General features: G+C 60.3%; 19 protein-coding genes. 6 read left to right on the top strand and 13 right to left on the bottom strand.

Annotated features, from left to right (window positions below):
- Window positions 1-44: 44 nt before the first annotated feature.
- The 3 genes from rpsB to ACP15V_RS08080 all read right to left on the bottom strand — a co-directional run bounded on the left by rpsB (window position 45) and on the right by ACP15V_RS08080 (window position 5179).
- Window positions 45-827 carry a 30S ribosomal protein S2 gene (rpsB, locus tag ACP15V_RS08070; RefSeq protein ID WP_424943160.1) on the bottom strand — a complete coding sequence of 261 codons (783 nt, stop codon included), beginning with the start codon at window positions 825-827 and terminating at the stop codon, window positions 45-47.
- 325 nt (window positions 828-1152) lie between these two features.
- The gene (mfd, locus tag ACP15V_RS08075; RefSeq protein ID WP_424943161.1) at window positions 1153-4602 is read right to left on the bottom strand and encodes a transcription-repair coupling factor; all 3450 of its coding nucleotides are present in this window, start codon (window positions 4600-4602) and stop codon (window positions 1153-1155) included.
- A 52-nt stretch (window positions 4603-4654) separates the two neighbouring features.
- The gene (locus ACP15V_RS08080) at window positions 4655-5179 is read right to left on the bottom strand and encodes a component of SufBCD complex (RefSeq protein ID WP_424943162.1); all 525 of its coding nucleotides are present in this window, start codon (window positions 5177-5179) and stop codon (window positions 4655-4657) included.
- 256 nt (window positions 5180-5435) lie between these two features.
- Here ACP15V_RS08080 and hemB point away from each other — a divergent pair, with 256 nt between their 5' ends.
- Entirely contained in the window at window positions 5436-6455 is a 1020-nt protein-coding gene (gene hemB / locus ACP15V_RS08085; protein WP_424943163.1) for a porphobilinogen synthase, read from the top strand.
- 219 nt (window positions 6456-6674) lie between these two features.
- Window positions 6675-7253 (top strand): YSC84-related protein, encoded by a 579-nt coding sequence (locus ACP15V_RS08090; protein ID WP_424943164.1) that lies wholly within the window; start codon window positions 6675-6677, stop codon window positions 7251-7253.
- Between the two features lie 67 nt (window positions 7254-7320).
- Here ACP15V_RS08090 and ACP15V_RS08095 read toward each other — a convergent pair whose 3' ends face one another.
- Window positions 7321-8193 carry an NAD(P)-dependent oxidoreductase gene (locus ACP15V_RS08095; protein ID WP_424943165.1) on the bottom strand — a complete coding sequence of 291 codons (873 nt, stop codon included), beginning with the start codon at window positions 8191-8193 and terminating at the stop codon, window positions 7321-7323.
- 78 nt (window positions 8194-8271) lie between these two features.
- Between ACP15V_RS08095 and ACP15V_RS08100 the strand changes: the two genes are divergently transcribed.
- A complete protein-coding gene (locus ACP15V_RS08100; protein WP_424943166.1) occupies window positions 8272-10743 on the top strand; it encodes a penicillin acylase family protein in 2472 nt (823 codons plus the stop codon).
- Window positions 10744-10970: 227 nt separating this feature from the next.
- Here ACP15V_RS08100 and hflX read toward each other — a convergent pair whose 3' ends face one another.
- From hflX to dusB, 9 genes are all read right to left on the bottom strand, one after another.
- Window positions 10971-12257 carry a GTPase HflX gene (gene hflX, locus ACP15V_RS08105; RefSeq protein WP_424943399.1) on the bottom strand — a complete coding sequence of 429 codons (1287 nt, stop codon included), beginning with the start codon at window positions 12255-12257 and terminating at the stop codon, window positions 10971-10973.
- Window positions 12254-12490, bottom strand: a complete 237-nt coding sequence (gene hfq, locus ACP15V_RS08110; protein WP_424943167.1) for an RNA chaperone Hfq — start codon at window positions 12488-12490, stop codon at window positions 12254-12256. Before hfq ends, hflX begins: the two co-directional genes overlap by 4 nt.
- A 141-nt stretch (window positions 12491-12631) precedes the next feature.
- A complete protein-coding gene (locus tag ACP15V_RS08115) occupies window positions 12632-14164 on the bottom strand; it encodes a potassium transporter TrkG (RefSeq protein WP_424943168.1) in 1533 nt (510 codons plus the stop codon).
- A 23-nt stretch (window positions 14165-14187) separates the two neighbouring features.
- Complete coding sequence (trkA, locus tag ACP15V_RS08120; RefSeq protein ID WP_424943169.1) at window positions 14188-15564, bottom strand: Trk system potassium transporter TrkA; 1377 nt, start codon at window positions 15562-15564, stop codon at window positions 14188-14190.
- 150 nt (window positions 15565-15714) lie between these two features.
- Complete coding sequence (locus ACP15V_RS08125) at window positions 15715-17151, bottom strand: sigma-54-dependent transcriptional regulator (protein WP_424943170.1); 1437 nt, start codon at window positions 17149-17151, stop codon at window positions 15715-15717.
- 13 nt (window positions 17152-17164) lie between these two features.
- Complete coding sequence (locus ACP15V_RS08130) at window positions 17165-19396, bottom strand: ATP-binding protein (RefSeq protein ID WP_424943171.1); 2232 nt, start codon at window positions 19394-19396, stop codon at window positions 17165-17167.
- A 193-nt stretch (window positions 19397-19589) separates the two neighbouring features.
- A complete protein-coding gene (locus ACP15V_RS08135; RefSeq protein WP_424943172.1) occupies window positions 19590-20957 on the bottom strand; it encodes a response regulator in 1368 nt (455 codons plus the stop codon).
- A gap of 11 nt (window positions 20958-20968) precedes the next feature.
- Window positions 20969-22021 carry a two-component system sensor histidine kinase NtrB gene (locus ACP15V_RS08140; protein ID WP_424943173.1) on the bottom strand — a complete coding sequence of 351 codons (1053 nt, stop codon included), beginning with the start codon at window positions 22019-22021 and terminating at the stop codon, window positions 20969-20971.
- Window positions 22018-22995 (bottom strand): tRNA dihydrouridine synthase DusB, encoded by a 978-nt coding sequence (gene dusB, locus ACP15V_RS08145; protein ID WP_424943174.1) that lies wholly within the window; start codon window positions 22993-22995, stop codon window positions 22018-22020. The genes ACP15V_RS08140 and dusB overlap by 4 nt, the downstream gene beginning before the upstream one ends.
- A 172-nt stretch (window positions 22996-23167) precedes the next feature.
- Between dusB and ispD the strand changes: the two genes are divergently transcribed.
- The 3 genes from ispD to ACP15V_RS08160 are packed head-to-tail and all read left to right on the top strand — an operon-like array spanning window position 23168 to window position 24817.
- A complete protein-coding gene (gene ispD, locus ACP15V_RS08150; RefSeq protein WP_424943175.1) occupies window positions 23168-23827 on the top strand; it encodes a 2-C-methyl-D-erythritol 4-phosphate cytidylyltransferase in 660 nt (219 codons plus the stop codon).
- A gap of 3 nt (window positions 23828-23830) precedes the next feature.
- Complete coding sequence (gene ispF, locus ACP15V_RS08155) at window positions 23831-24310, top strand: 2-C-methyl-D-erythritol 2,4-cyclodiphosphate synthase (RefSeq protein ID WP_424943176.1); 480 nt, start codon at window positions 23831-23833, stop codon at window positions 24308-24310.
- A 3-nt stretch (window positions 24311-24313) separates the two neighbouring features.
- The gene (locus tag ACP15V_RS08160) at window positions 24314-24817 is read left to right on the top strand and encodes a phosphatidylglycerophosphatase A family protein (RefSeq protein WP_424943177.1); all 504 of its coding nucleotides are present in this window, start codon (window positions 24314-24316) and stop codon (window positions 24815-24817) included.
- Window positions 24818-24819 lie beyond the last annotated feature (2 nt).

A 24819-nucleotide genomic window follows, 5' to 3' on the forward strand; every position in this document is an offset into this window, starting at 1 on the left:
GATGAGACAGGCAGGGACGCGCCCTGCCCGTCTGCAAATCGTTCTTAGGCGTCTGCGCCTTCAGCAGCAGCGTCTTCCGCCACAGCCTCTTCGGTCATGCCGTCTTCCAGCTCGCCCAGGTCGATGCCAGCTGCGCCCATTTGGGCCGACATGCCGTCCAGAGCAGCGCGGGCGGCCAGGTCGGTGTAAAGCGCGATTGCGCGGGCCGCGTCGTCGTTGCCCGGGATGATGTAATCCACACCTTCCGGCGGGCAGTTGGTGTCGACCACGGCCACAACCGGGATGCCCAGCTTGTTGGCTTCGGCAATCGCCAGCGCTTCTTTTTTCACGTCGATGACGAACAAAAGATCCGGAACACCGCCCATTTCGCGGATGCCGCCCAATGACGCCTGCAGTTTGGCCTGCTCGCGTTCCATGCCCAGACGTTCTTTCTTGGTCAGGCCTTCAGCGCCCGAAGCAAGTTTCTCGTCAAATTCTTTCAGACGCTGGATCGATTTCGACACGGTCTGCCAGTTGGTCAGCGTGCCACCCAGCCAACGGTGGTTCATGTAATACTGTGCGGAACGCTCGGCAGCGTCTGCAACGGCCTTCGACGCCTGGCGCTTGGTGCCGACGAACAGAACGCGGCCACCTTTGGCAACGGTTTCGCGCACGGCGTTCAGGGCCTGGTCCAGCATCGGAACGGTTTGCGTCAGGTCGAGGATGTGGATCCCGTTGCGCTCACCATAGATGAACGGACCCATACGGGGGTTCCAACGCTGAGTTTGGTGGCCAAAGTGTACGCCAGCTTCCAGCAGCTGACGGAGAGTGAAGTCAGGCAATGCCATGTTCTTTTTCCTTTTCCGGTTTCAACCTCGGCGAAGCGTTTCGAAGGATACCCCTTCAACCGGTGGACGTTATGGGGATGTCTCCCCCATAGGCCCGCACTTCGCCTGTGGATTAACAGGCGCGCGTATATAGCGAGTTTTCAGGCATGGCAACCCCCCGGAACCGGATTGACCGCATTTCCGGTCACAAAACCAGAAAACTAGTTTTCTAGTTTTCTAGTTTTCTAGTTTTCTAGTTTTCTAGTTTTCTAGTTTTCTAGTTTTCTAGTTTTCTAGTTTTCTAGTTTTCTACGAAATGCGCAGCTGACCAAGCGGCGTCAAGCGCTTAACCTTTCGCCTTCTGTGCCTCTTTCACCTTGATCGCCAGATCCTGGGCAATGGCAAAGGCCCCCTTGATCTTATCCGACGTTTTCCGCCAGTCGCGTCGCACCACGATTTTATTGTCACGCACCTTCGCCAGCCCGTTTTGCGCTTGAATGAATTCGACCAACCCCTGCGGATTGGCAAATTTGTCATTGTGGAACTGGATGGTCGCCCCCTTGGGGCCCCCGTCCAGCTTGGCAATCCCTGCGCGTTTGCACATCGCCTTGATGCGCACCACCAACATCAGGGTGTTCACCTCTTTTGGCAGATTGCCAAACCGGTCGATCAGCTCGGCGGCAAATCCTTCCAACTCGACTTTGGTCGACAGCGACGACAGGCGACGATACAGGCCCAGACGCACATCCAGATCAGGCACGTAACTGTCCGGGATCAACACGGGAACGCCCAGGTTGATCTGCGGCGCCCATGTGCCATCGCTGTCGGCCAGCCCTTCCAGTTCACCCGATTTGATCTTGGCAATCGCCTCTTCCAGCATCTGCTGATACAGTTCATAGCCCACTTCGCGCATCTGGCCGGATTGCTCTTCGCCCACCAGGTTCCCCGCCCCGCGAATATCCAGGTCTTGCGAGGCCAGCGTGAACCCGGCCCCCAGAGTATCCAGAGACCCCAACACCCTCAGCCGCTTTTCGGCAGTGGCGGTCAGCGGTGCACGGGGTTTTGTGGTGAGATAGGCATAAGCGCGGGTTTTTGACCGCCCTACCCGACCCCGGATCTGGTAAAGTTGTGCCAGACCAAACATGTCGGCGCGATGCACAATCATCGTGTTGGCAGTGGGAATGTCGATCCCGCTTTCGACGATGGTGGTGGCCAGCAACACATCATATTTCCCATCGTAAAACGCGTTCATCCGGTCATCCAGCTCGCCTGCGGCCATCTGACCATGCGCGACCACGAAACTAACCTCGGGCACGTGATCGGCCAGAAAGGCTTCGATCTCGGGAAGGTCCTTGATGCGCGGCACCACGAAAAAGCTCTGCCCGCCGCGATAATGTTCCCGCAACAGCGCCTCGCGGATGGTCACGCTGTCAAATTCGGACACATAGGTGCGGATCGACAGACGGTCCACCGGCGGCGTGCCGATGATCGACAGGTCGCGTACCCCCGACAATGACATCTGGAGCGTGCGCGGAATGGGGGTCGCGGACAGGGTCAGAACATGCACGTCCGAGCGCAGCTCTTTCAGCCGCTCTTTGTGGTTCACGCCAAAACGCTGTTCCTCATCCACCACCAGAAGGCCCAGATTGTCGAACCGCACGTCCTTGGCCAGCAGCGCATGCGTGCCCACAACAATATCCATCGTGCCGCGCGACATGCCTTCGCGGGTGCGCTTGGCCTCGGCGGTGCCGACAAACCGGCTCAGCTGCCCGACATTGATCGGAAAACCGCGAAACCGTTCCGCAAAGCTTTTGTAATGTTGCCGCGCCAGAAGCGTGGTGGGGGCAATCACCGCCACCTGCTGGCCGGACATGGCAGCCACAAACGCCGCGCGCATCGCGACCTCGGTCTTGCCAAAACCCACATCGCCACAAATCAGACGATCCATCGGGCGACCCCGCGACATATCGTCGATCACGTCTTCGATCGCCGCCAGCTGGTCGTCGGTTTCCTGGTATGGGAAACGAGCGGAAAACTCCTCCCACGCGTGGTGCGGCGCTTCCAGGACCGGTGCTTTGCGCAGTTCACGTTCGGCGGCCAGCCGGATCAGCTTGTCGGCAATCTCGCGGATGCGTTCCTTGAGCTTGGCTTTCTTGGCTTGCCACGCGCCCCCGCCCAGCTTGTCCAGAAGCCCGGTGTCATGGCCAAATTTCGACAGAAGCTCGATGTTTTCCACTGGCAGGAACAGGCGATCCCCGCCCGCATATTCCAAAAGCAGGCATTCATGCGGCGCGCCCATCGCGGTGACGGTTTCCAGGCCTTTGTAAATGCCAACCCCGTGATCCACATGCACCACCAGATCGCCGGGCGAGAGCGCATTGGCTTCGGTCAGGAAGTTTTCGGCCCGGCGTTTGCGTTTGGGCGCGCGGATCAGCCGGTCGCCTAGCACATCCTGTTCGGAAATCACCGTCAGCTCCGGTGTTTCGAACCCGTGTTCCAAAGGCCAAACCGTCAAATAGACCCCGTGCCCCGCATCCGGCACATCCCGGAATGTCTCGACCAGAACCGTGCCGGACAGGCCCTCATCCGCCAACAACCCCTGAAGACGTTCGCGTGCGCCCTCTGAATAACTGGCCACAAGGGTCGGGTGGCTGGTCTTTGCTTCGATGTGACGCACGAGGGCTTCAAACAGATTGACGTTTTCCTGTTGGCGTTCCGGCGCAAAGTTGCGGCCGATCCGTCCGCCGCCATCCACCACCCCCGGCCCAGTGGCTTGCGGAAGGACAGCGAACTGCACCACGCGCCTGTCCTTGACGGTTCGGGTCCAGGCCGCATCATCCAGATACAAAAGCTCGGGTGGACAGGGCTTATAAACCGTATCCATCCGGTTCTTGGCCCCCATCGCGATCTTGCGCGTTTCATATTGATCCGCAATCGCGTCCCATCGCGCCAAACGCGCCGCCGTGGTCTGATCATCCAACATGACAGATGCGTCGGGCAGATAGTCAAACAGCGTTTCCAGCCTCTCGTGGAAAAACGGCAACCAATGTTCCACACCCTGATGCTTGCGCCCCGCACTGACCGCTTCGTAGAGCGGGTCATCCGAGCCGGCGGCGCCAAATTCAATCCGGTAGTTCTGTCGAAACCGGGTGATTGACGCCTCGTCCATCAACACTTCGGACACCGGCGCCAGATCAATCCCGGTCAGCTTTTCCGTGGTGCGCTGCGTCACCGGATCAAAGCGGCGCACCCCGTCCAGCACATCGCCAAAGAGATCCAGCCGCACCGGGCCGCTTTCCCCGGGTGGGAAGATGTCGATGATCCCCCCGCGCACGGCAAAATCGCCGGGTTCCATCACCGTAGGGCTTTGCGAAAAGCCCATACGCACCAGAAAGGCGCGCAGCTTGTCCACATCGAGCTGGTAATCCACACGGGCCGAGAAACTTGCCTCAGACAGCACCGAACGCGCAGGCACGCGCTGCATCGCGGCATTGAGCGTGGTCAGCAGCACGAACTTGCCCGACAAGGCGCCGGTGGCCAGCCCCGCCAGCGTGGCCATCCGCGCCGCGGACACATCGGCATTGGGGGAAACCCGGTCAAACGGCAGGCAATCCCAGCCCGGAAAGCTGACCACCGTGGTGCCCGGGGCAAAAAACGCCAACGCCGCCTGCATCGCGGCCATGCGTTTGTCATCCCGGGCCACATGAATGACCGGGCCATCCGCCCGCGCGAGCTCGTTCAACAGAAGCTGCGCATCATAGCCTTCTGGGGCTCCGGAAAGAATCACATGGGTCATCGGGGTGTCCGGGGTTGATGGGATCAAGGGTTGGGGCGATGCGGCCGGTCGCCTAACCCCAGGCATTCAGCGCGAGGTTTTGGTACATTCCCCACAGGGAGGTGACAAAGATAGAGATCATGCCGAGAACCTGAACCTGCAGACGATGCCGGGTCAACCGATCGCGCAATGCCTTTCCGTCCAACTGCTGATCGCGGATGATGCGCGCCGTGTTCAGCGACATCAGCCCCACGAGGGACATGGGAAAAGCCAGCAAAAACACGGCCTGGGAAAACTCGACCCCATAAAGGAACCCCAACAACAGCAGCGTGGTCAAAAGGCCGGACACGATGCCAAGCAACCACAATCCGGTGGTGCCGGCGATATAGAGGATGCGATTACAATAGATGCGCACCAGCACTTCAAGATCCAGCTGCAATTGGCCCCCGCGCCGCGCCGCGCGCTGCACCATGTCATAGGGCACACCGATCACCCAATGGCTTGCCGTCGACCACATGACCGCCAAAGCGATCCAATACCAGAGATTGGAAAACGACCGCATGTCGATGATTTCAAAAAGTGTCGTATACCAGTCCACTGATGTCTGCCTTGTCGTTCATGCCTACTCGATTTGCCGCGACAATACGCGGGCATCGGGGCCTTGACCAGAGTGGTTTTAGGCCCTGAAATCGCGCGCGCTTATCGACATACCGGCATGAGGACTTGCGGCAAACCGATTGTCATGGCAAGGAAAACCGAACCTGTCGCAACTTCGCGCGCTTGCGAAGGACACGATTGGAGCAAAACTGCCCAGATGACGTCCGGTCCGTACCGGAACCAGCCAGGAGAGCCAGATGAGCCGCCCCATCCCCTCGCGCACCGTCGCACCCTTCCCGATCACCCGCCTGCGCCGCACCCGCTCCTCCGCCGCGCTGCGCGATCTGGTGCGGGAAAACACCCTGACGGTTGAGGATCTGATCTGGCCGGTCTTCGTAGTGGACGGGGAGAATGTTGAACAGGATATCCCGTCGATGCCCGGTGTGCGCCGCAAATCCATCGACAAGCTGGTCGAGGCGGCCCATGAGGCGGCTGATCTGGGCATTCCGGCAATGTGCCTGTTCCCCTACACCGATCCAGCGTTGAAAACCGAAGCCTGCGAAGAGGCCTGGAACCCTTACAACCTGTCGAACCGCGCCATTCGCGCGATCAAGGAAGCGGTGCCGGATATTGCGGTGATGACTGATGTTGCACTCGACCCCTACAACGCCAACGGCCATGACGGGATCGTCAAAGACGGCGAGATCGTGAATGACGAAACGGTCGAAGCGCTGGTCAAGATGGCCCTGGCCCAGGCTGAGGCAGGCGCCGATATCCTTGGTCCGTCCGACATGATGGACGGGCGCATCGGCGCCATTCGCGTGGCGATCGAAGAGGCCGGGCACCGCAACCTGACCATCATGAGCTATACCGCGAAATATGCCTCTGCCTATTATGGCCCGTTCCGGGACGCGGTTGGGGCGTCGGGGGCGCTGAAGGGCGACAAGAAAACCTATCAGATGGATCCCGCCAATACCGACGAGGCCATGCGCCTTGTGGAACGCGACCTGATGGAAGGGGCGGATATGATCATGGTGAAACCCGGCCTGCCCTATCTGGATATCTGCCGCCGGGTGAAAACCGAGTTCGGCGTGCCGACCTTTGCCTATCAGGTGTCGGGCGAATATGCGATGCAAGAAGCCGCCGCCGCCAATGGCTGGCTCGATGGCGACAAGGTGATGGCCGAAAGCCTGATGGCGTTCAAACGGGCGGGCTGTGACGGGATCCTGACCTATTACGCCCCGCGCATGGCCCGAGTCCTGTCTGAAACGCTTTAAGATCTCTCGTTGCTCAAGGCAGTTTTTCGCCACTCTTCACAGGCTTAGCGCGCTCTTTGCGTGACAGCTCCGCGTGGGCAGGCTATAGTTTGCCCACAGGCAGGCGCAGACCTGTCCCACTGAAAGAGCAAACAGGCACCAGCCCCGGCGATCCTGCGCAACCACAATGGCGTGTTGCGGATCCTGGTGACGGTTGGCAAGGCGATACGAGGCTTTGATATGAGCAGTTCAAACAAGACATCCGATCTTTCCCGGCGCGGTTTCATGGTGACGCTGGGCGGCGCGGGGCTGGTCATGACCGGTTGCGCCAATGGCGTGGGATCGCAGGACGGCCCCCGCATTGACGCGCGGGTCGATCAGACCATCCGCTATCTTTACAACCGCTATCCCGACATTCAGCAGCTGGCGGCCAAATCAACCGGTATGCTTGTCATGCCGCTGGTCACCGAAGCGGGCTTTGTCGTGGGCGGGGCTTATGGGCGTGGTGCGCTGCGCATCGATGGGGTTACGGTGGATTATTACCTGCAGACCCAAGCGAGCGTTGGCCTTCAGATTGGCGCACAGCAATACGCCCATGTGCTCTTTTTCATGACCAATCAGGCGCTTCAGGAATTCCGCACCGCGTCGGGATGGGTGGCTTCGGCCGATATCAAATACGCGTTCCAGACCGAGGGCGATCGCCTGACAGCGGATACGATCACCGCCTCTGACCCGGTGGTTGCCGTGGTCTTCGGCCAGGCCGGTCTGATTGCAGGGGCCGCGTTGGAAGGGGCGAAATACACCCGCATCATCCCCTGATCTGGACATCTTTTCGCATATATAAAAAGGGAGGCACCACGCCTCCCTTTCTTCTATTTTCAAAGGGTTAGTCGAGCTTCCTTAACCTCTTGAACAGGCTGGACGTGTCCCAGCGCCCACCGCCCATCTTCTGCACCTCTTTGTAGAACTGATCGACAATGGCCGTGACCGGAAGGCTCGCGCCGTTTTCATTGGCCGTGTCCAGACAGATGCCCAGATCCTTGCGCATCCAATCCACCGCAAACCCGTGGTCAAAATGATCATCCGCCATGGTGTCATGCCGGTTCACCATCTGCCAGCTGCCCGCCGCACCGCCCTGGATTACATCCACAACCTCGCGAATATCCAGCCCGGCTTTCTCGGCAAAATGCAGCCCTTCGGACAGGCCCTGCACGAGGCCCGCAATACAGATCTGGTTGACCATCTTGGTCAGCTGCCCCGCACCGCTTTCGCCCAGCCGTTTCACCGTGCGCCCATAGGCCTGCATGATCGGCTCTGCCGCCGCATAGGCCGGCGCATCCCCGCCACACATGATCGAGAGAATGCCATTTTCGGCCCCCGCCTGCCCCCCGGACACCGGCGCATCCACAAAAGACACCGCCTTGTCGGACGCCGCGGCATAAAGCTCTCGTGTGACCTTTGCCGAAACAGTGGTGTGATCGACAAAGATTGCGCCCTCGGACATTCCGGCCAGGGCGCCATTTTCGCCCAGCACAACCGAGCGCAGATCGTCGTCGTTGCCGACACAGGCCATCACGACATCCGCTCCCAAGGCGGCCTCGCGCGGGCTCGAGGCCCATTTGCCGCCATGCGCCTTGGCCCAATCCTGCGCTTTCGCCGTGGTGCGGTTATAGACAATCACCTCATGGCCGGCCGCCACCAGATGGCCCGCCATCGGGTATCCCATGACCCCCAAGCCCAAAAATGCGCATTTTGCCATAACCACTCCCTTTCGTTGTATTCCTTTGTCAGGCACAGTAGTTACCGCCCTAGCGGTGAACGTCAACAAGAGGGTATCATGGCGCTTGTGTTTCGGTGGTTGATCCGGCTGGTTTCAGCCATGCTGGTTGTGGCAGTGCTGGGCATCGCCATGGTCTATTATCTTGCGGCCCAATCCCTGCCAGATTACGACGCAACACGCGAGACCCGGGGCATTTCCGCACCGCTGGAAATTGTCCGCAACAACGCCAATATCCCCCATATATTTGGCCAAAATGACAGCGATGTCTTCTTCGGTCTGGGCTATGCCCATGCGCAGGACCGTCTGTGGCAAATGATGATTTTGCGCCGCACCGCACAGGGCCGTCTGTCCGAAGCCTTTGGTGCACGCACCCTGAAAGTCGATGAGCTGATGCGCCGCCTGGGACTTTACACCTATGCTCAGGGCGCGTTGGAAGAACAAGATCGCGACACACGCGCCGCCCTCGACGCGTATGCATCGGGTGTGAATGCCTATCTGTCGCGGGTAAACTCCGAGGCCCTGGGCCGTGGCGCGCCAGAATTCTTTCTGTTTTCAAATGATATTTCCCCGTGGCAACCCGCCGACAGTCTGGCCATTCTCAAACTGATGGGGGTGCAACAATCCGGTCAGTTGGAAAACGAAGTGCTGCGCGCACGCATCTCCCTGACATTGCCGGAAGAACGCGTTGCGGACATCCTGCCCGACATGCCCGGAAGCGGTGTCGCCGCCCTGCCCGATTACGCCAGCCTTCTGGGGCGTGACCGTTCGGATTTTGCCCATAACCACCCGCGAACCGCCCGTCCCGATTTCTGGCCCGCGCCCCGGCGTGGCCTGTCAGGCGCATCAAATGCCTGGGCCGCCGCCCCGGATCGCTCTGCCGCCGGGGCGTCACTTCTGGCCAATGACCCACATCTGAAACTGACGGCGCCGACGCTCTGGTATCTTGCCCGGCTAGAGCTGTCGACCGGCGGGGTGATTGGCGGCACCATTCCGGGGATGCCCCTTATGCTGGTGGGGCGCTCCGAAGGGTTTGCCTGGGGGATCACCTCATCCTATCTGGATGATCAGGACCTGTTCATCGAAGAGTTGAACCCCGATAATCCGCAACAGATCCGGACCCCGGACGGCTGGGCGCCCATTGCCACGCGCTCGACCATCGTGAAGGTCAAAGATCAGAGCCCGGTCACGCTGCAATTGCAATATTCACCAAACGGTCCGATCCTGCCCGCTGACATGTTTGATCTGGGCGCGATCACCCCCGCGGGCCATGTGGTGTCGCTGGGCTGGACCTTATTGACGGAACGAGACCGATCCATGAGTGCGGGCATTCGACTGATGCGCGCCGCCAGCGTGACCGAAGGGATTGCCGCAGGGGCGGATTTTGTTGCCCCAAGCATGAACCTGACCATGGTGGACCGCGAACAGATCGCCATGAAGGTGATCGGGGCCATGCCGAAACGCAACCGCGCCCATCAGACCAAGGGGCGAATGCCCAGCCTCGGGGCGATCGCTGCAAACCGCTGGGACGGGCTGGAAACCTACACCGCCAATCCGGAGTTTGTGCAGCCAAAAGGCGGGATCGTGGGCAACACCAACAACAAGGTGGTCAGCCGCCCCTTCCCATTGCACATGAGCTATGACTGGGGCGATAGCCAACGCGTCCAGCGCTGGACCCGCCTGATGCAGGCCCGCGCCGTGCATACGCGCGACAGTTTCATCGAAGCACAGCTTGACACCGTCTCAATCACCGCCCGCACACTTTTGCCCCTGGTGGGCGCGGATTTATGGTTCACCGGCGAAGCCGCCCCCGAGGGCACGCAAGAGCGAAAACGCCAGCGTGCGCTAACCCTGCTGGCGAATTGGAATGGCGAAATGAACGAGCATATGCCCGAACCGCTGATTTACTCGGCCTGGATGCGTGCCCTGCAAACCCGCCTGATCCGCGACGAACTTGGCCCCCTTGCCTCGGAATTTCCGCATGTGGAGCCCTTGTTCATCGAGCGGGTGTTTCGCGACATCCGGGGGGCTGGCATCTGGTGTGACGTGATCCAGTCAGCGCCGGTTGAAACCTGCACGGAGATTGCCCGTGCCGCGCTGGACGATGCGCTGTTATGGCTGGATGAAAACGCGCGGGGCGAACAGGAAAGCCTGCGCTGGGGGGATCACCATATCGCCACGCAAGATCACCCTGTGCTGGGCAAGTTTCCGTTCCTCAAACTTTTTGTGAACATCCGTCAATCGACCTCGGGTGGGGACAATACACTCATGCGGGGCAAAACCGCCGGGGACGGGCCAGACCCATTTTTGAACGTGCACGGGGCCAGCTACCGCGGGGTTTATGATATGGCGGACCCGGACAGTTCGCTTTTCGTGTCCTCAACCGGGCAATCCGGGCATCCGTTGTCACGCCATTATGACGATCTGGGCGAGCTTTGGCGCAGGGGCGAATACACGCCCATGTCGCTGGACCCCGATCTGGCGCGCGCGGCGTCTGTGGGTGTCACCCGACTGATACCAAAGGGGAATTGACGCGAAAGCGTTTCGACGTTTGGTGAGACACGAGAATGAAGCGGAACGCTCACAACCCACTGATGTTGCGGGTGTTTCGAAATCAGATTGCTATTCAAGTCAATCTCGAAACGCTTTAGGCAAAAGGGGCGCTGCCCCTCGCCGCCTGCGCGGCTCACCCCGGGATATTTCTGACCAGAAAATAGGAAAGCCCCCGGTCCCCTGTTTTGACGGGATCCGGGGCAATTTTACAAAGCCGCGTAGTCGGCCTTTTGCCGTTCGGTCCAGGTGACGGTGAGGTTCCAACCGTTCTCGTCCTGATCTTCGGCATCCACCACGCCCTGCGCAAACAACCACGCGCGCTGTTTTCCCTCGGCAAAACCAAGCCGCAATTCGATGGTTTCACGCGGCGCATCCAGTTTCGCTTCCACCGCGTCGAGCAAATCGCCAAACCCCTCGCCGGTCAGGGCGGAGAGTGTGAAGATTTCGTCATTGCGAGAGGCTTCGCGGCAGCGCGCGTCAGCGTCGTCTGGATCCAGAAGGTCCAGTTTGTTCCAGACTTCAAGCATCGGCGTGTCCTCGTTCACGCCCAGCTCTTCCATGATCTTTTCCACATCCGCTGCCTGTTCATCCGAGTTTTCAGACGAGATGTCACGGACATGCAAAACAAGGTCGGCGGCCAGCACCTCTTCCAGCGTCGCGCGGAAAGCAGCGACCAGTTGCGTGGGCAGATCCGAGATGAACCCTACCGTGTCGGACAAGATGATCTTGCGGCCCGAGCCCGGCAATTCGATATTGCGCATGGTCGGATCCAACGTGGCAAAAAGCATGTCTTTTGCCAGAACCTTTGCCCCGGTCAAGCGGTTGAAAAGCGTGGATTTCCCGGCGTTGGTATAGCCCACCAATGCAACAATCGGAAACGGCACCTTGGCGCGGGCGGCGCGGTGCAATTCGCGGGTTTTCACCACTTTGTCCAACTGTCGGCGCAAGCGGTTCAACTGGTCGTCAATCGCGCGTCGGTCGGCCTCGATCTGGGTTTCGCCGGGGCCGCCCACAAAGCCAAGCCCGCCACGTTGCCGTTCCAGGTGGGTCCAGGCGCGCACCAGACGGGTACGTTGATAAGACAGCGCGGCCATTTCGACCTGCAGCACGCCTTCGCGGGTACGGGCACGGTCCGAGAAGATTTCCAGGATCAGCCCGGTGCGATCGAGGATCTTGACCTTCCACAGCTTTTCCAGATTGCGCTGCTGCACCGGGCTGACCGGCCCGTCGATCAGCACCAGATCCACATCGGCGGCCTGGATACGGCTTTTCAGCTCTTCGATCTTGCCAGAGCCAAAAAGCTGCCCGGGATGCGGGCGGGCGATGCGCACCACCTCTGATCCCTCAACCACCAGATGCGGAAGGGCGGCGGCCAACGCCACGGCTTCGTCAAGCGCAGGGCCAGGGGCGCGGCGCTCGCGATCGGAAGTCAGTTCGGGATGGAGGACCCAGGCCTTGGTCGGGTGTTCCTCCTGTTCGACGAGATCAGTCAGCTTTCTTCGCCATCATACAGGTTGATCGGTGCGCCCGGCATGATTGTCGAAATCGCATGTTTGTAAACGAGTTGCGATTGACCGTCACGGCGCAGGAGCACACAGAAATTGTCGAACCAGGAAATCACGCCCTGAAGCTTCACCCCGTTGATCAAAAAGATCGTCACGGGCACTTTCGATTTGCGCACATGGTTCAGAAAGGCATCTTGCAGGTTTTGCTTGTCCGCAGCCATCGTTTTTTTTCCTTTTTATCTCGTGCTGCCGATCACCGGCAGGAAAGTCCTATGGGTATAATATGGCCCGTGAATTTGCCAGATTCCACCCCCAAACGCGCTGCAAAATGCGGGTATGGCGACAAAATCACAGATCAGGCGTCATTTGCGCCAACTGTCCGGGTTGAAAAGCGCGATAATGGCAAGGGTTTCCAGCCGCCCCAGGACCATCGCCGCAACCATGATCAGCTTGGCAGGGTCAGACAGATCCCCATAAGAAATCGGCTCCACCGCCGCGACCTGGGCCAAGGGGCCGGTGGTGGTCAGCGCCGCGATGGTAAGGATCATGGCGTTTTCAAAGCTTTGTCCCGTCAGGGCCAGCGCCAAGGTGATCAGGGCAAGCGACATGGCCATCAGCATAAAAAACACCCACGCCATATAGGCGCCGCGCCCGCGCATGTGCCGCGCATCGGTGCCGCTGCCGCCGATCGACGAGGGATGAACCAGCTTTTCCAGTTCACGCATCCCATGCAGATAAAGCGCATACACCCGCATCAGTTTGGCCCCCCCCGCAGTGGTCGCCACGCCCCCCCCGATCAGCACCAGCCCCATCAGGACCAGACCCGGCGTTTGCAGGCCCGACCAATCCCGACTGGTATCCCAATGGGCGCTTTCGAAACCGGTGGTGGTCAGGAAAGACAGGGTCGTAAACACGGCCCCCCACAGCGATGAGAGACCCACCCATATATTGAGTTCCTCATCCACCTCAAATGCCCCCAGCCAATGGCGCAGGAACAAAAAGCACGGGACCACCAGGATCACCGCCAATGCCATGCGGATTTCAGCATCCGACACCAGCCCCCGCAGATCATCAGCCTGCATATCGGTCGCGAAGGTCAGCCGGGAAATGGCGAAGACAAAGAACACGGCGATCATCACTTCGCCGCCGATGCCCGCCTCGGCCCCCGACGGCCCGCCAACCGGAGAGATGCCACTGGTGGCCAGCGTCGACATGGCGTGGCACAGGGCGACAAAGGCGTTTTCCCCGGTCAGGATCAGCCCGATCCACAACACCGCTGTCAGCCCGGCATAGACCGGGAACAGCTTGATCCCATAGGCGCGGATCCGATCCGACAGGTCAGCCACTTTGGTGATTTGCGTCAGCCCCGCCCCAAAGCGGCCCACATCCACCCGCGCGCCAAAACGCGCCCGCACTTCAAACCCACCAAGCGCCATGGGCGCAAGAATGGCAATGGCACCGACCCAGATGAACAATCCCCCCAGCCAGCCCACCAGGGCGCGCCACAGATGCAAGGTGTTCGCCAACCGTCCCGGATCATCAAAAAGCGAGGCCCCGGTAGTGGTGAGCGCCGACACCATTTCCACATACGCATTGAGAAAACTGGTTGTTTTTACCGCCTGATGAAAGGGCACGGCCAGCATCAGGGGCAACAAGACAAACAATCCCAAAAGCGCCATCAGGTGGCGGCGCGGGCGGCTGGAACGGGGCATATCTGCCATCGCCAGGGCCAGGAACGTGGTCAGAAAGCCAAACAGGATGGCACCGTAGAAAAAGACGCGAGATTCAAAGAACTCTGCCGCAAACCACCCATAGACTGCGGGCACCATCATGGCGACCACGCCGATCCCCATCAGGATCACCAGCAACGGCAGTTTCAGGATCTGCGAAACCAAGGGATTTGTGCTGGGGCCCGCCATCAGAAATAGTCGATCTGCACCTGCAACAGCCGTTCGACCTCGGGCACGTCTTCGGCCATGGCAAACAGCGTAACCACGTCGCCTTCGTCGATGCGCAGCTTGCCCGTGGGCTTGAGCACCTCATCGCCCTTCATGATGGCACCGACCAGCACCCCTTCCGGAAAATCAATGTCGCGAATGGCCTTGCCCGCCACGGGGGACGTGGCCAGAACCTGCGCCTCGATCACTTCGGCTTCGGCATCCCCCAGCGAATAGACCTCGCGCACCTTGCCATGACGGATATGACGCAGGATCGAGCTCACGGTTTGGGTGCGCGGGTTGATATAGGCGTCGATGTCCAAGGGGTCCATCAGCCCCGCCAGCGAAGGGTCATTGATCAGGCAGATCGACATCTGGCATCCAACAGATTTCGCGCGCACCGAGGTCAGAAGGTTGACCTTGTCATCATCGGTCACGGCGAGGATGGCATCGGCCTTGGGCACACCCGCCTCTTTCATGAGCTCGATATTCATTCCGTCGCCGTTCAAAACCACCGTGCGCTCCAGCGCATCGGCGGCTTTTTCAGCAACCGCCCGGTTCAGCTCCACCACTTTGGCGCGGATCCGATCGGTGCGGGCCTCCAGCGCCTGCGCCACGGCCAGCCCCACATTGCCACCGCCCAGGATCACCACGCGGTTTTGACGTTTGGTAGATTTACCAAACACTTCCAGCGTGCGGTCCATGTCTTCGGTCTTGGTGAACACGTAACATTGATCGCCCGCAAACAGCTGATCCCCCGGTTCCGGGGCAAACAAAGATCCGTCGCGGCGCACCCCGACCACGATGACCGACAGGGTAGAAAACAGATCCGTCAGCTGACGCAAAGGCGTGTTCAGGACCGGGCATTCCTCGTCAAGCTGCACGCCCAACAGCTGCACCCGGCCGTCAAAGAAGCTTTCGATATCGAACGCAGAAGGTGCAGCCAGCCGTTTCAGAACCGCTTCGGCCACTTCACGTTCCGGGCTGATCACCACGTCGATCGGCAGGTGATCCCGGCGGTAAAGATCCGCATAGATCGCATCCAGATAGGACTGGCTGCGCAGTCGGGCGATTTTGCGCGGCACGGCGAAAACCGAATGGGCCACCTGGCAGGTGACCATGTTCACCTCATCCGAATAGGTGGCGGCAATGATCATATCCGCATCTCGTGCGCCGGCGCGCTCCAATACATCCGGATAGGACGCAAACCCGGAAATCCCTTGAACATCAAGTGTTTCCGTGGCGCGGTTCACCAATACTGGATTGTTGTCCACCACCGTTACATCATTCTTTTCCGAGGAAAGATGTCGCGCGATTTGCCAGCCCACCTGGCCTGCCCCGCAAATGATCACTTTCATGGCCGATCGTTTCCTATGCTCGTTTCCGGTGCTCGCATTCGGGCGCCCCCAGCGCCGGACATCTTACCGGTCTGCAGGTGTAAAAGACCTGCCATTCAAATGGGTAGAGGTCAAGCACCACCGGACCGCCGCTTTGTGGCGGCGCCTGATCTATGCCTCTTCGCTGGCCTCTTCCTGCGCCACATAAGCGACCCGGGCACCAGCCTTGTTGCCGGTCACCACGCCAAGCGATTTCAGCTTGCGATGCAATGCGCTGCGCTCCATGCCGACAAAGTTAGCGGTCCGTGAAATATTGCCGCCAAAGCGGTTGATCTGCGTCAGAAGATATTCCCGCTCAAACGCCTCGCGCGCCTCGCGCAGCGGCAATGTGGCCAGCGCGGTGGGCAGGGCCAGCATCTGATCACCTGCCCCATCCTCGGCCCCCGTATCCGCCCCCGGAAGCTCGGACGCCTGGATCGCGCCGGTGCCATCGCCCAGGATCAGCACCCGTTCCATCATGTTCTTGAGCTGGCGCACGTTGCCCGGCCAGTTTTGCGCCTGCAACATTGCCTGCGCCTCTTCGCTGAGATCACGCAGGGTCAGGCCCTGTTCGCGATTGAACATCTCCAGGAAATGGGCGGCAAGTTCGGGAATGTCTTCGCGACGATCCGCCAGCGCCGGCACCGAAATTGGCACGACATTCAGGCGGTGAAACAACTCCTCGCGAAAGTTACCCGCTTCAATTTCCTGCTGCAAATCCCTGTTTGAACTGGATATTACCCGAATATCTACGCTGACCTTCTCGTTTCCACCCACACGCTGGAACCGCTGATCCACCAGCACACGAAGGATTTTCGATTGGGTGCCAAGCGGCATGTCGGATACTTCGTCAAAGTAGATCACCCCCCCGTTGGCATCTTCCAAAAGGCCTTGCTCCACCCCTTTTTCGGTGGTTTCACGACCAAACAAAACCTCTTCCATCCGGTCCGCTTCGATCGAGGCGGAATTGACCACAACGAATGGCGCCGAGGCCCGATCGGAATTGGCGTGAATATAACGTGCGGCCAGTTCTTTGCCTGACCCCGCCGGACCAGACAGCAACACGCGACCGTTCGATTTGGTGACTTTATCCAGGTTACTTTTCAACAGCTTGAACGCAGAACTTGATCCAATCATGTCGCGCGGCGCGCCATCCCGGCGCTTGAGCGCATTGTTTTCCCGACGCAGGCGGCTGGTTTCCATGGCGCGGGTCACCACCACCATCAACTGGTCGATATTAAAAGGTTTCTCGATGAAATCATACGCGCCCTGCTTGATGGCCGCGACGGCAATTTCAATATTGCCGTGGCCGGAAATGATCACCACAGGCACTTCGGGATGTTCGCGTTTGACCATCTTCAGGATGTCGATCCCATCCATCGCTGAATCCTTCAGCCAGATGTCGAGGATCATCAACGCCGGTGTCTCGGTCTTCACCTGCGCCACCGCCTCGTCCGACGTGCCGGCCAGCCGGGTGGTAAACCCTTCATCTTCCAAGATATCCGAGATCAATTCCCGGATATCCCGTTCATCATCGACAATCAGAATGTCACCGCGTGTCTCGCCCATCTCAACCTTTTCCTTATGTCTTTGCGGCCGCCGGCGGCAGGTCCGCCGGAAGCCAAATAATTGCCATAGCACCGCAATGCGCGCCGTCTTCAAACGGGGGGGCATCCTCCAATGTCAGCGTCCCCCCATGTTCTTCGATGATCTTTTTCACGATCGGAAGACCCAAACCGGTGCCCTTGTCACGGGTGGTGACATAGGGTTCAAACAGCCGCGCCCGATCTTCCGGCAGGCCAATCCCATTGTCGGCAATGGTGATCTGCACCCCGGTTTCCATCAGGCTCATCACCACTTTAACTTGCGGCGAATGATCATCGTGACCACCCTTTTCCTGCAATGTTTCAATGGCTTCGCCCGCGTTTTTAATCAGGTTTGTCAGCGCCTGCCCGATCATGGTCGGATCAACGTCCAGCTCGACCACCTGATCTGGCAATTGCGCCTGGATCGATACACCTTCCTGACCAGCCTGCTGCAACAGCACCGCATCACGGGCCAGCGCAACAATGTCGGTGCGCCGCCGTTCCGGCTCCGGCATGCGCGCAAATTTCGAGAACTCGTCGACGATCCGGCGCAGGTCATTGGTCTGGCGCACGATCACCTCGGTATATTGCTCCAGCGCCTCGACATCGACGCCCTCAACGCGCGAGAACTTTCGCTTGATCCGTTCGGCCGACAATTGGATCGGCGTCAGGGGGTTCTTGATTTCATGGGCAATGCGCCGCGCCACATCGCCCCAGGCCGCCATGCGTTGCGCAGAGACAAGATCCGTCACATCGTCAAAGGCGATCACATAGCCTTCCAGCGCGCCGTCTTCGTTGTGACGCATCGCAATACGCACCAGCAGGCTTTCCTGCGTCCCGCCGCGGGCAAGGCGCACCTCTTGCTGAACGCTGTCACGATGGCTTTGCCGCAGCTCGTCCAGCAGCGGCTGAAATTCCGGCACCACCAGGGCCAGTTCGTGCTCCTGCCCGGTTTCATCCTGCACTTCCAGCAGGCGTTCCGCAGCGCGGTTCAGGAAGGTCACGCGCCCCTCTGCGTTCAGGCCAATCACCCCCCCGGTGATCGAGCTGAGCACGCTGTCGAACAAGCGGCGGCGCGCATCGATCTGTTGTGTGTTGTCCACAAGGCGTTGGCGCTGGCCTTTCAGCTGCCGGGTCATCTGGTTGAAATAGCGCCCCAGCATGGCAATCTCGTCATCACCCCGCTCTTCGAGCACCTGAACATCCAGATCCCCTGCCCCCACACGTTTGGCCGCCCCCGCCAGGCGCCCCACCGGACGCGCCAGACGTTCGGCAAACCACATGCCCATCCAGACCGCCGCCAGAATCAGGATCATCGCAAAGCCCAGATAAATCAGGCCAAATTGGAACAGGCGCTGGCCCCGCTGGCTTTCCAGCTGGGTGTAAAGCCGCGCCGCTTCTTGCGTTTCATCCACCAGATCCAGGATGTCGCCATTCACTTCGCGAGTCAGGTAAAGAAGGTGATCCGAAAAATCAGTCAGGTTTAACAAGACGCGGAATTCGTTTTGCGCCCAATCCTCGATGACCACAGCCTCACCGGCCAGGGCCCGCTCGATGTCCTCCGCGCCGGGAGGGTCGAAGTTGAACAGGTAGGACCGGTTCCCACGCACCCGGATATCGCCATCGGAATTGAGGATAAACGCCTCTTTCAGGCCCCGCTGGATACGCCCTTGCGCGTCGATCAACAGCTGCCCCAATTCGCCTTCCGTCAGCAGGAACTGGCGCTGGCGCTCCAGGGTCAGGAAAGCGGAAATGGCCGTGGCGTCCTGCAACAACCCATCCCGGCTTTCCCCTTTATAGGCTTCAGCCGCGGCGCGGGAATTGCCCACCACAAGACGCACCCGTTCGGAGAACCAGCCCTCAAGCCCCAGATTTACCGTCAGCATGGCAAAAATCGCCACAAGCACCGTGGGGCTCAGGGCAATGAAGGCAAAAACACCCGTCAGGCGCAGGTGCAAACGCGATCCGGCACTTTCATGCCGGCGCGCTGCAATCATCCGCGTGATCCCGGCAATCACCATGCCAGCGACCACAATCACATACACGATATCGGCCAGCAGGATCAGGCGCAGCGCAATGCTGTCGCTGCCCTGGGCGAAGAACCCCATGATCAGAAAGGTCGCGACCGCCAGAACGGGACCAAGCAGAATCAACCCCAGGGCTGATGCCGTGCGAAGCCTGCGCCAGTTTCGCAGCGCGATGTACCGCTCAAGGCTGGTTTTGCGCATCCTGCGCTCTGCCAACGTCTTGCCCCCCAACACTCACCGGACCACCATTGCCCTATATTGCCCGTGTTTTCACTGGACATGGGCCGACGGTCCCGCCTCGTTCACCGGTTGATCCGGCCAATTCGCATCACAACCTGTTTGGCTTGATTGACCCGCAGCGGACCAGTGCCGAATTGCAACGCTTGTTGCCCTTTTACATCAACTTGCGGCGGCGTGTCACCTCGATTCCGAGGTCGGTGATCTTTTTACGCAAAGTATTGCGGTTGATCCCCAGCAAATCAGCGCATTTCGCCTGATTGCCACCCGTCGCATCCAGGGCGATTTCCAGCAGGGGCAGTTCGATTTCGCGCAAAATCCGCTGGTAAAGCCCCGGCGGCGGCAATGTGCCCCCGTGCAGATCGAAGTAATGCTGCAAATGCCGCGCAACCGAAGCGGAAAGCCGCTCATCCGGCGCGCCGCTTGGGGCTTGTCCGCCAAAATCGCTCGACAGGGCCGTTTCAATTTCACCCGTGGTGATGTCTTCTTCGCTGCCGGTGACCAAAAGGCGGGTCATCAGGTTTTCCAGCTGGCGCAGGTTGCCCGGCCAGGGATGGGCGCGCAGAATGCCAATCGCCTCGTCATTCAAACTGCGTTTGGCCAGCCCATCCCCTGCCGTGCGCGCGATGAAATGCTCGGCCAGCGCCGGAATGTCCTCAAGCCGTTCACGCAACGCCGGGACGGCAATCACCACACCGGCCAGACGATAATACAGGTCTTCTCGGAAATCCCCGGCGCGGATGGCAGCAGACAGATCCCCCTGCGAAATGGCGATCACCCGTGGCCCAGAGGCGCCAAGCCCGTCCACAAAGCGTGACAGCCGCGCCTGGGCGTCCGCATCCAGATCGCCAACCCCGTCAAACAGGATGGTGCCCTGCCCGGCCCGGCGCAAAAGATCAGACAGCGCATCCGCCGGGCCCAGATCATCAGGTGTTGCCACCACAAAGGGCGCATCCCGCCGCGTTGAAAAATCATGAATTGCGTGGGCAATCAGGGATTTCCCCGTACCGCTTTCCCCGGTGATCAGAACCGGTAGATCCACGTTCAGAACACGGGCCACAAGGCGATACAGTTCCTGCATCGCCGGACTGCGGCCCACCAACGGCAGATCCGAGCTCTGCGCCCCGCCGTCATGCGTTGCGGCATGAGAGGGACGTAAACGCTTGCGCTCCAACGCCTGCCCCACGCGTTTCATCAGGTCCGGCAGGTCAAACGGTTTTGGCAGGTAATCAAACGCCTCGGCCTCGGCGGCCTGAATGGCGGTCATGATCGTATTTTGCGCCGAGATTACGATCACCGGCAGGTCGGGCCGCATCTGGGCGATCTTTGGCAGGTTTTCCAAGCCGTTCCCATCGGGCATGATCACATCGGAAATCACCACATCGCCACGCCCTTCTTCAACCCAGCGCATCAGGGTGACCATTGATCCGGTCGCATGCACCCGACACCCGGCGCGGGTCAGCGCCTGTGTCAGCACGGTACGGATCGTGCGGTCGTCATCTGCGATCAATACGGTTCCATCCATGGACCCACTCCTTAGGTTTTGGTTGGCGCAACAGGCGGCGCGATCGGCAGGGACACGCGAAACACGGTCTTGCCGGGATGTGAGGTGACAGCGATCAGCCCACCGTGGTCGGTCAGGATCTTGGACACCAGCGCCAGCCCAAGGCCGGTGCCGTTTTCGCGCCCTGAGACAAAGGGATCAAAGATATGATCAGCAATGTCAGGCGGCAGGCCCGGCCCATTGTCGATGATCTCGACCTGAAGCGGCAACGCCAAACGTTCGCCATCTGGTCCGCGCCGGTGCAGCCCTGCATCATAGTAAGTTCGAATTTTAATTTCTCCCTTACTACCCGTGGCTTCTGACGCGTTCTTAAGAAGGTTTAGAAACACCTGCATCAATTGATCAGCATCTACATATGTCAGGGGCAACGAGGGATCGTAATCCTCGGAAATCTCGCAGCCCTGCGCATATCCGACCCGCGCCGTGGCCCGGGCGCGTTCCAGAAGATCGTGAATGTTCACCGCGTCACAGGCGGGTGGGCGCAGGTCGCCGAACTGCTCCACCTGATCCAAAAGCGCCACAATCCGGCGGCTTTCCGCAACAATCAGATCGGTCAGCTCGCGATCTTCCGGCCCCAGCCCCATCGACAAAAGCTGCGCGGAACCCGTGATCCCGGCCAGCGGGTTTTTGATTTCATGGGCCAGCATTTCCGCCATGCCAATCGCCTGCCGCGCGGCCTTGCTGCCTTGCACCTGTCCCAGATGCTCCCCCTGCTGCGGTTGCAAAAGCAACAGCAGACCATCCCCCATCGGGGTCAGTTGCAGCGTGACTTCGCGCGGGGCCGCGTTCAGGGGCGAGATTTTGACCTTATCCACAAAAAGGGGCCCCTGAGCGGCCTGCACCCGCGCCATAGCCTCCTGCAGATCCAGCCCCAGAACCAGGACATCCTGACAGGGTTTTCCCAACATGCCCTTTTCTGATTGGTTCAAAAAGGCTTCGCCCGCGCCATTGACCTGTTCAATCCCCCCGTCCGCGGACAGGGCAAGCGCCGGGATCGGAAGGGCGGACCACAGCGCATCACTCATGCCGCCGCCTCCTCAAGCAATGCGGCCGGGATCAGGTCTAGGACCTGCGCGGGATCGCGGGAGGACAGGATGGTTTTGCGAATGTCCGGTGGTGTGCGGGCATTGTCCATATACCAGCCAAGGTGTTTGCGAATGACCCGCCCACCCAGCTCGGGGCCATAGAACTCCAGACTGGCGCGGTAATGGTCTTGCACCATATCGACCAGCGCGGCACCGGTGGGAATGGTCGGGGCCGGCGCACCGTATAGATCATGCGCCACTTGTTGCAAAACCCAGGGTCGCCCGCCAGCCCCCCGGCCAATCATCACGCCATCGGCCCCCGATTGCGCCAGCGCCTGACGGGCCGTGGCGGTGTCAACGATATCCCCGTTGGCAATGACCGGAATGGACACGGCCTCTTTCACCGGGCGAATGGCGGCCCAATCAGCCCGGCCCTTATAAAACTGACACCGCGTGCGCCCGTGGATGGTGATCAGCTGGATCCCTGCCCCTTCCGCCCGCCGCGCGAGCTCCGGCGCGTTCAGACTGTGATCATCCCACCCCAGCCGGGTTTTCAGCGTCACCGGAACAGAAACCGCGCCGACAATCGCCTCGATCAGCTTCAGGGCATGATCCAGATCGCGCATCAGCGCAGACCCGGACATGCCGCCCACCACTTTGCGCGCGGGGCAGCCCATATTGATGTCGATCATTTTTGCGCCATTGGCTTCCACCATCCGTGCAGCTTCTCCGGCCCAATAGACGTCACGCGCGGCCAGCTGCACGGCGGTGTTCGCCAGCCCAAAGCCCAGCTCCGCCCGTTCGCGCACGCCCGGTTTGGCCTGCACCATTTCCTGGCTCGCCACCATTTCCGACACCACCAACCCGGCCCCAAACGACCCGACCAGGTGACGAAACGGCAGATCGGTGATCCCGGCCATCGGGGCCAGAACCACAGGCGCGTCCAGCGCGACATTTCCGATCGAAAGAGCCATGCCTATTCCTTGTGCAGTCGTGAAAACCCTGCGCGCGGGATTGCAAACAAACAAGAATTTGCCCAATCCCGCGCCGCTGGATTTTCATTTTGCACATTTTTTAGGCAGTTTCCATGGGGCAATCGCGCCCATTGTTCTCTTTCGCAGCAAAGCCTAAACATGGGGCATGAACATGAAGACCCAAAAGATTGCCGCCCTCATAGTGGCCGCCGGGCGTGGAACGCGCGCGGGTGGCGGGGTGCCAAAACAATGGCGCGCGCTGGGCGAGGCCCGTGTCGCGGATGCCACGGTAGCACGGTTTCGCGACCATCCCCGCATGGGCCAGATTTGTCTGGTCGTGCACCCGGATGATCACGCGATTGCCGCAGACATCGAGGGTGTCACCCTGGTACATGGACGCGCCAGCCGTGATGGATCGGTGCAGGCCGGGCTTGAGGCTCTGGAACCGGATGCGCCGGACTTGGTGCTCATCCATGATGTGGCGCGGCCCTTGGTGTCGGACAGGGTGATTGATGCGGTGATAGACGCGCTCGACACCCATCCGGGGGCCGCCCCGGCCATACCGGTGACCGACGCCCTGTGGCGCGGCGCGGGGGGGCGGGTCACCGGCACGGAAAGCCGCGAGGGGCTTTACCGCGCCCAGACCCCGCAAGGGTTCCACTTCGCCAGGATCCTCGCCGCCCATCGCACCCATCCCGGCGGGGCCGCAGATGATGTCGAGGTTGCGCGCGCCGCAGGGCTTGACGTGGCCATCGTCCCGGGCGAGGAGCGGAATATGAAAATCACCACGCCCGAGGATTTTGCCCGGGCTGAAGAGCTGATGAAGGGCTGAGACATGGATATTCGGGTGGGCCAGGGCTATGACGTGCACGCGTTTGACGCGGGCGATCATGTGGTGTTGTGCGGGGTGAAGGTGCCGCATAACAAGACCTTAAAGGGCCACAGCGATGCGGACGTCGGCATGCACGCGCTGACCGATGCGATTTACGGCGCTTTGGCGGATGGCGATATCGGTCAGCATTTCCCACCGTCGGACGCGCAATGGAAAGGTGCTGAAAGCCACATCTTCCTGCGCCACGCGGTCAGCCGCGCCACGGATCGCGGCTATCGCATTTCAAATGTCGACGTGACGCTGATCTGTGAACGGCCCAAGATCGGCCCGCACGCGGTGGCGATGCGCACATCACTGGCGGGGATCATGGGGCTGGAGATCGGTCAGGTCTCGGTCAAGGCCACCACGTCGGAACGGCTGGGCTTTACCGGTCGCGAAGAAGGCATCGCCGCGATGGCTGTCGCGACGTTGATCAAGGGGTAAGCAATGCAACAGTCCACCGCCAAGCTGATCGCGACCTTCTTTTATTCAGGTCTTCTGAAACCCGCCTCCGGCACCTGGGGCACGCTGGCCGCCCTGCCCGTGGCCTGGCTGCTGCATGTTATCGGCGGGCCCGTTGCGCTGACCGCGGCGACCATTGCGGCCTATCTGATCGGCCTGAAGGCGACGTCGGCCTATACGGCAGGATCTGACAACCACGACCCGTCCGAAGTGGTGATCGACGAGGTGGTGGGCATGTGGATCGCCCTGTTCCCCGTGTCTTTCGGCGCGCGCATCATGGGCGCGGATATCCTGCAGCTTTACCCGGGTTGGATCGTCGCCTTTCTGGCCTTCCGGTTTTTCGACATCACCAAGCTGGGTCCAATTGGCACGGCCGACCGGCGGGGCGACGCCACCGGTGTGATGCTGGATGACGTATATGCCGGGGTTGCCGCCGCGATCACGGTCATTGCGGCGGCTTATCTCTCGCACGCCGTTTTGATGGGATAAGA

The organism is Aliiroseovarius crassostreae (assembly GCF_049803815.1).
Lineage (GTDB): Bacteria > Pseudomonadota > Alphaproteobacteria > Rhodobacterales > Rhodobacteraceae > Aliiroseovarius > Aliiroseovarius crassostreae_A.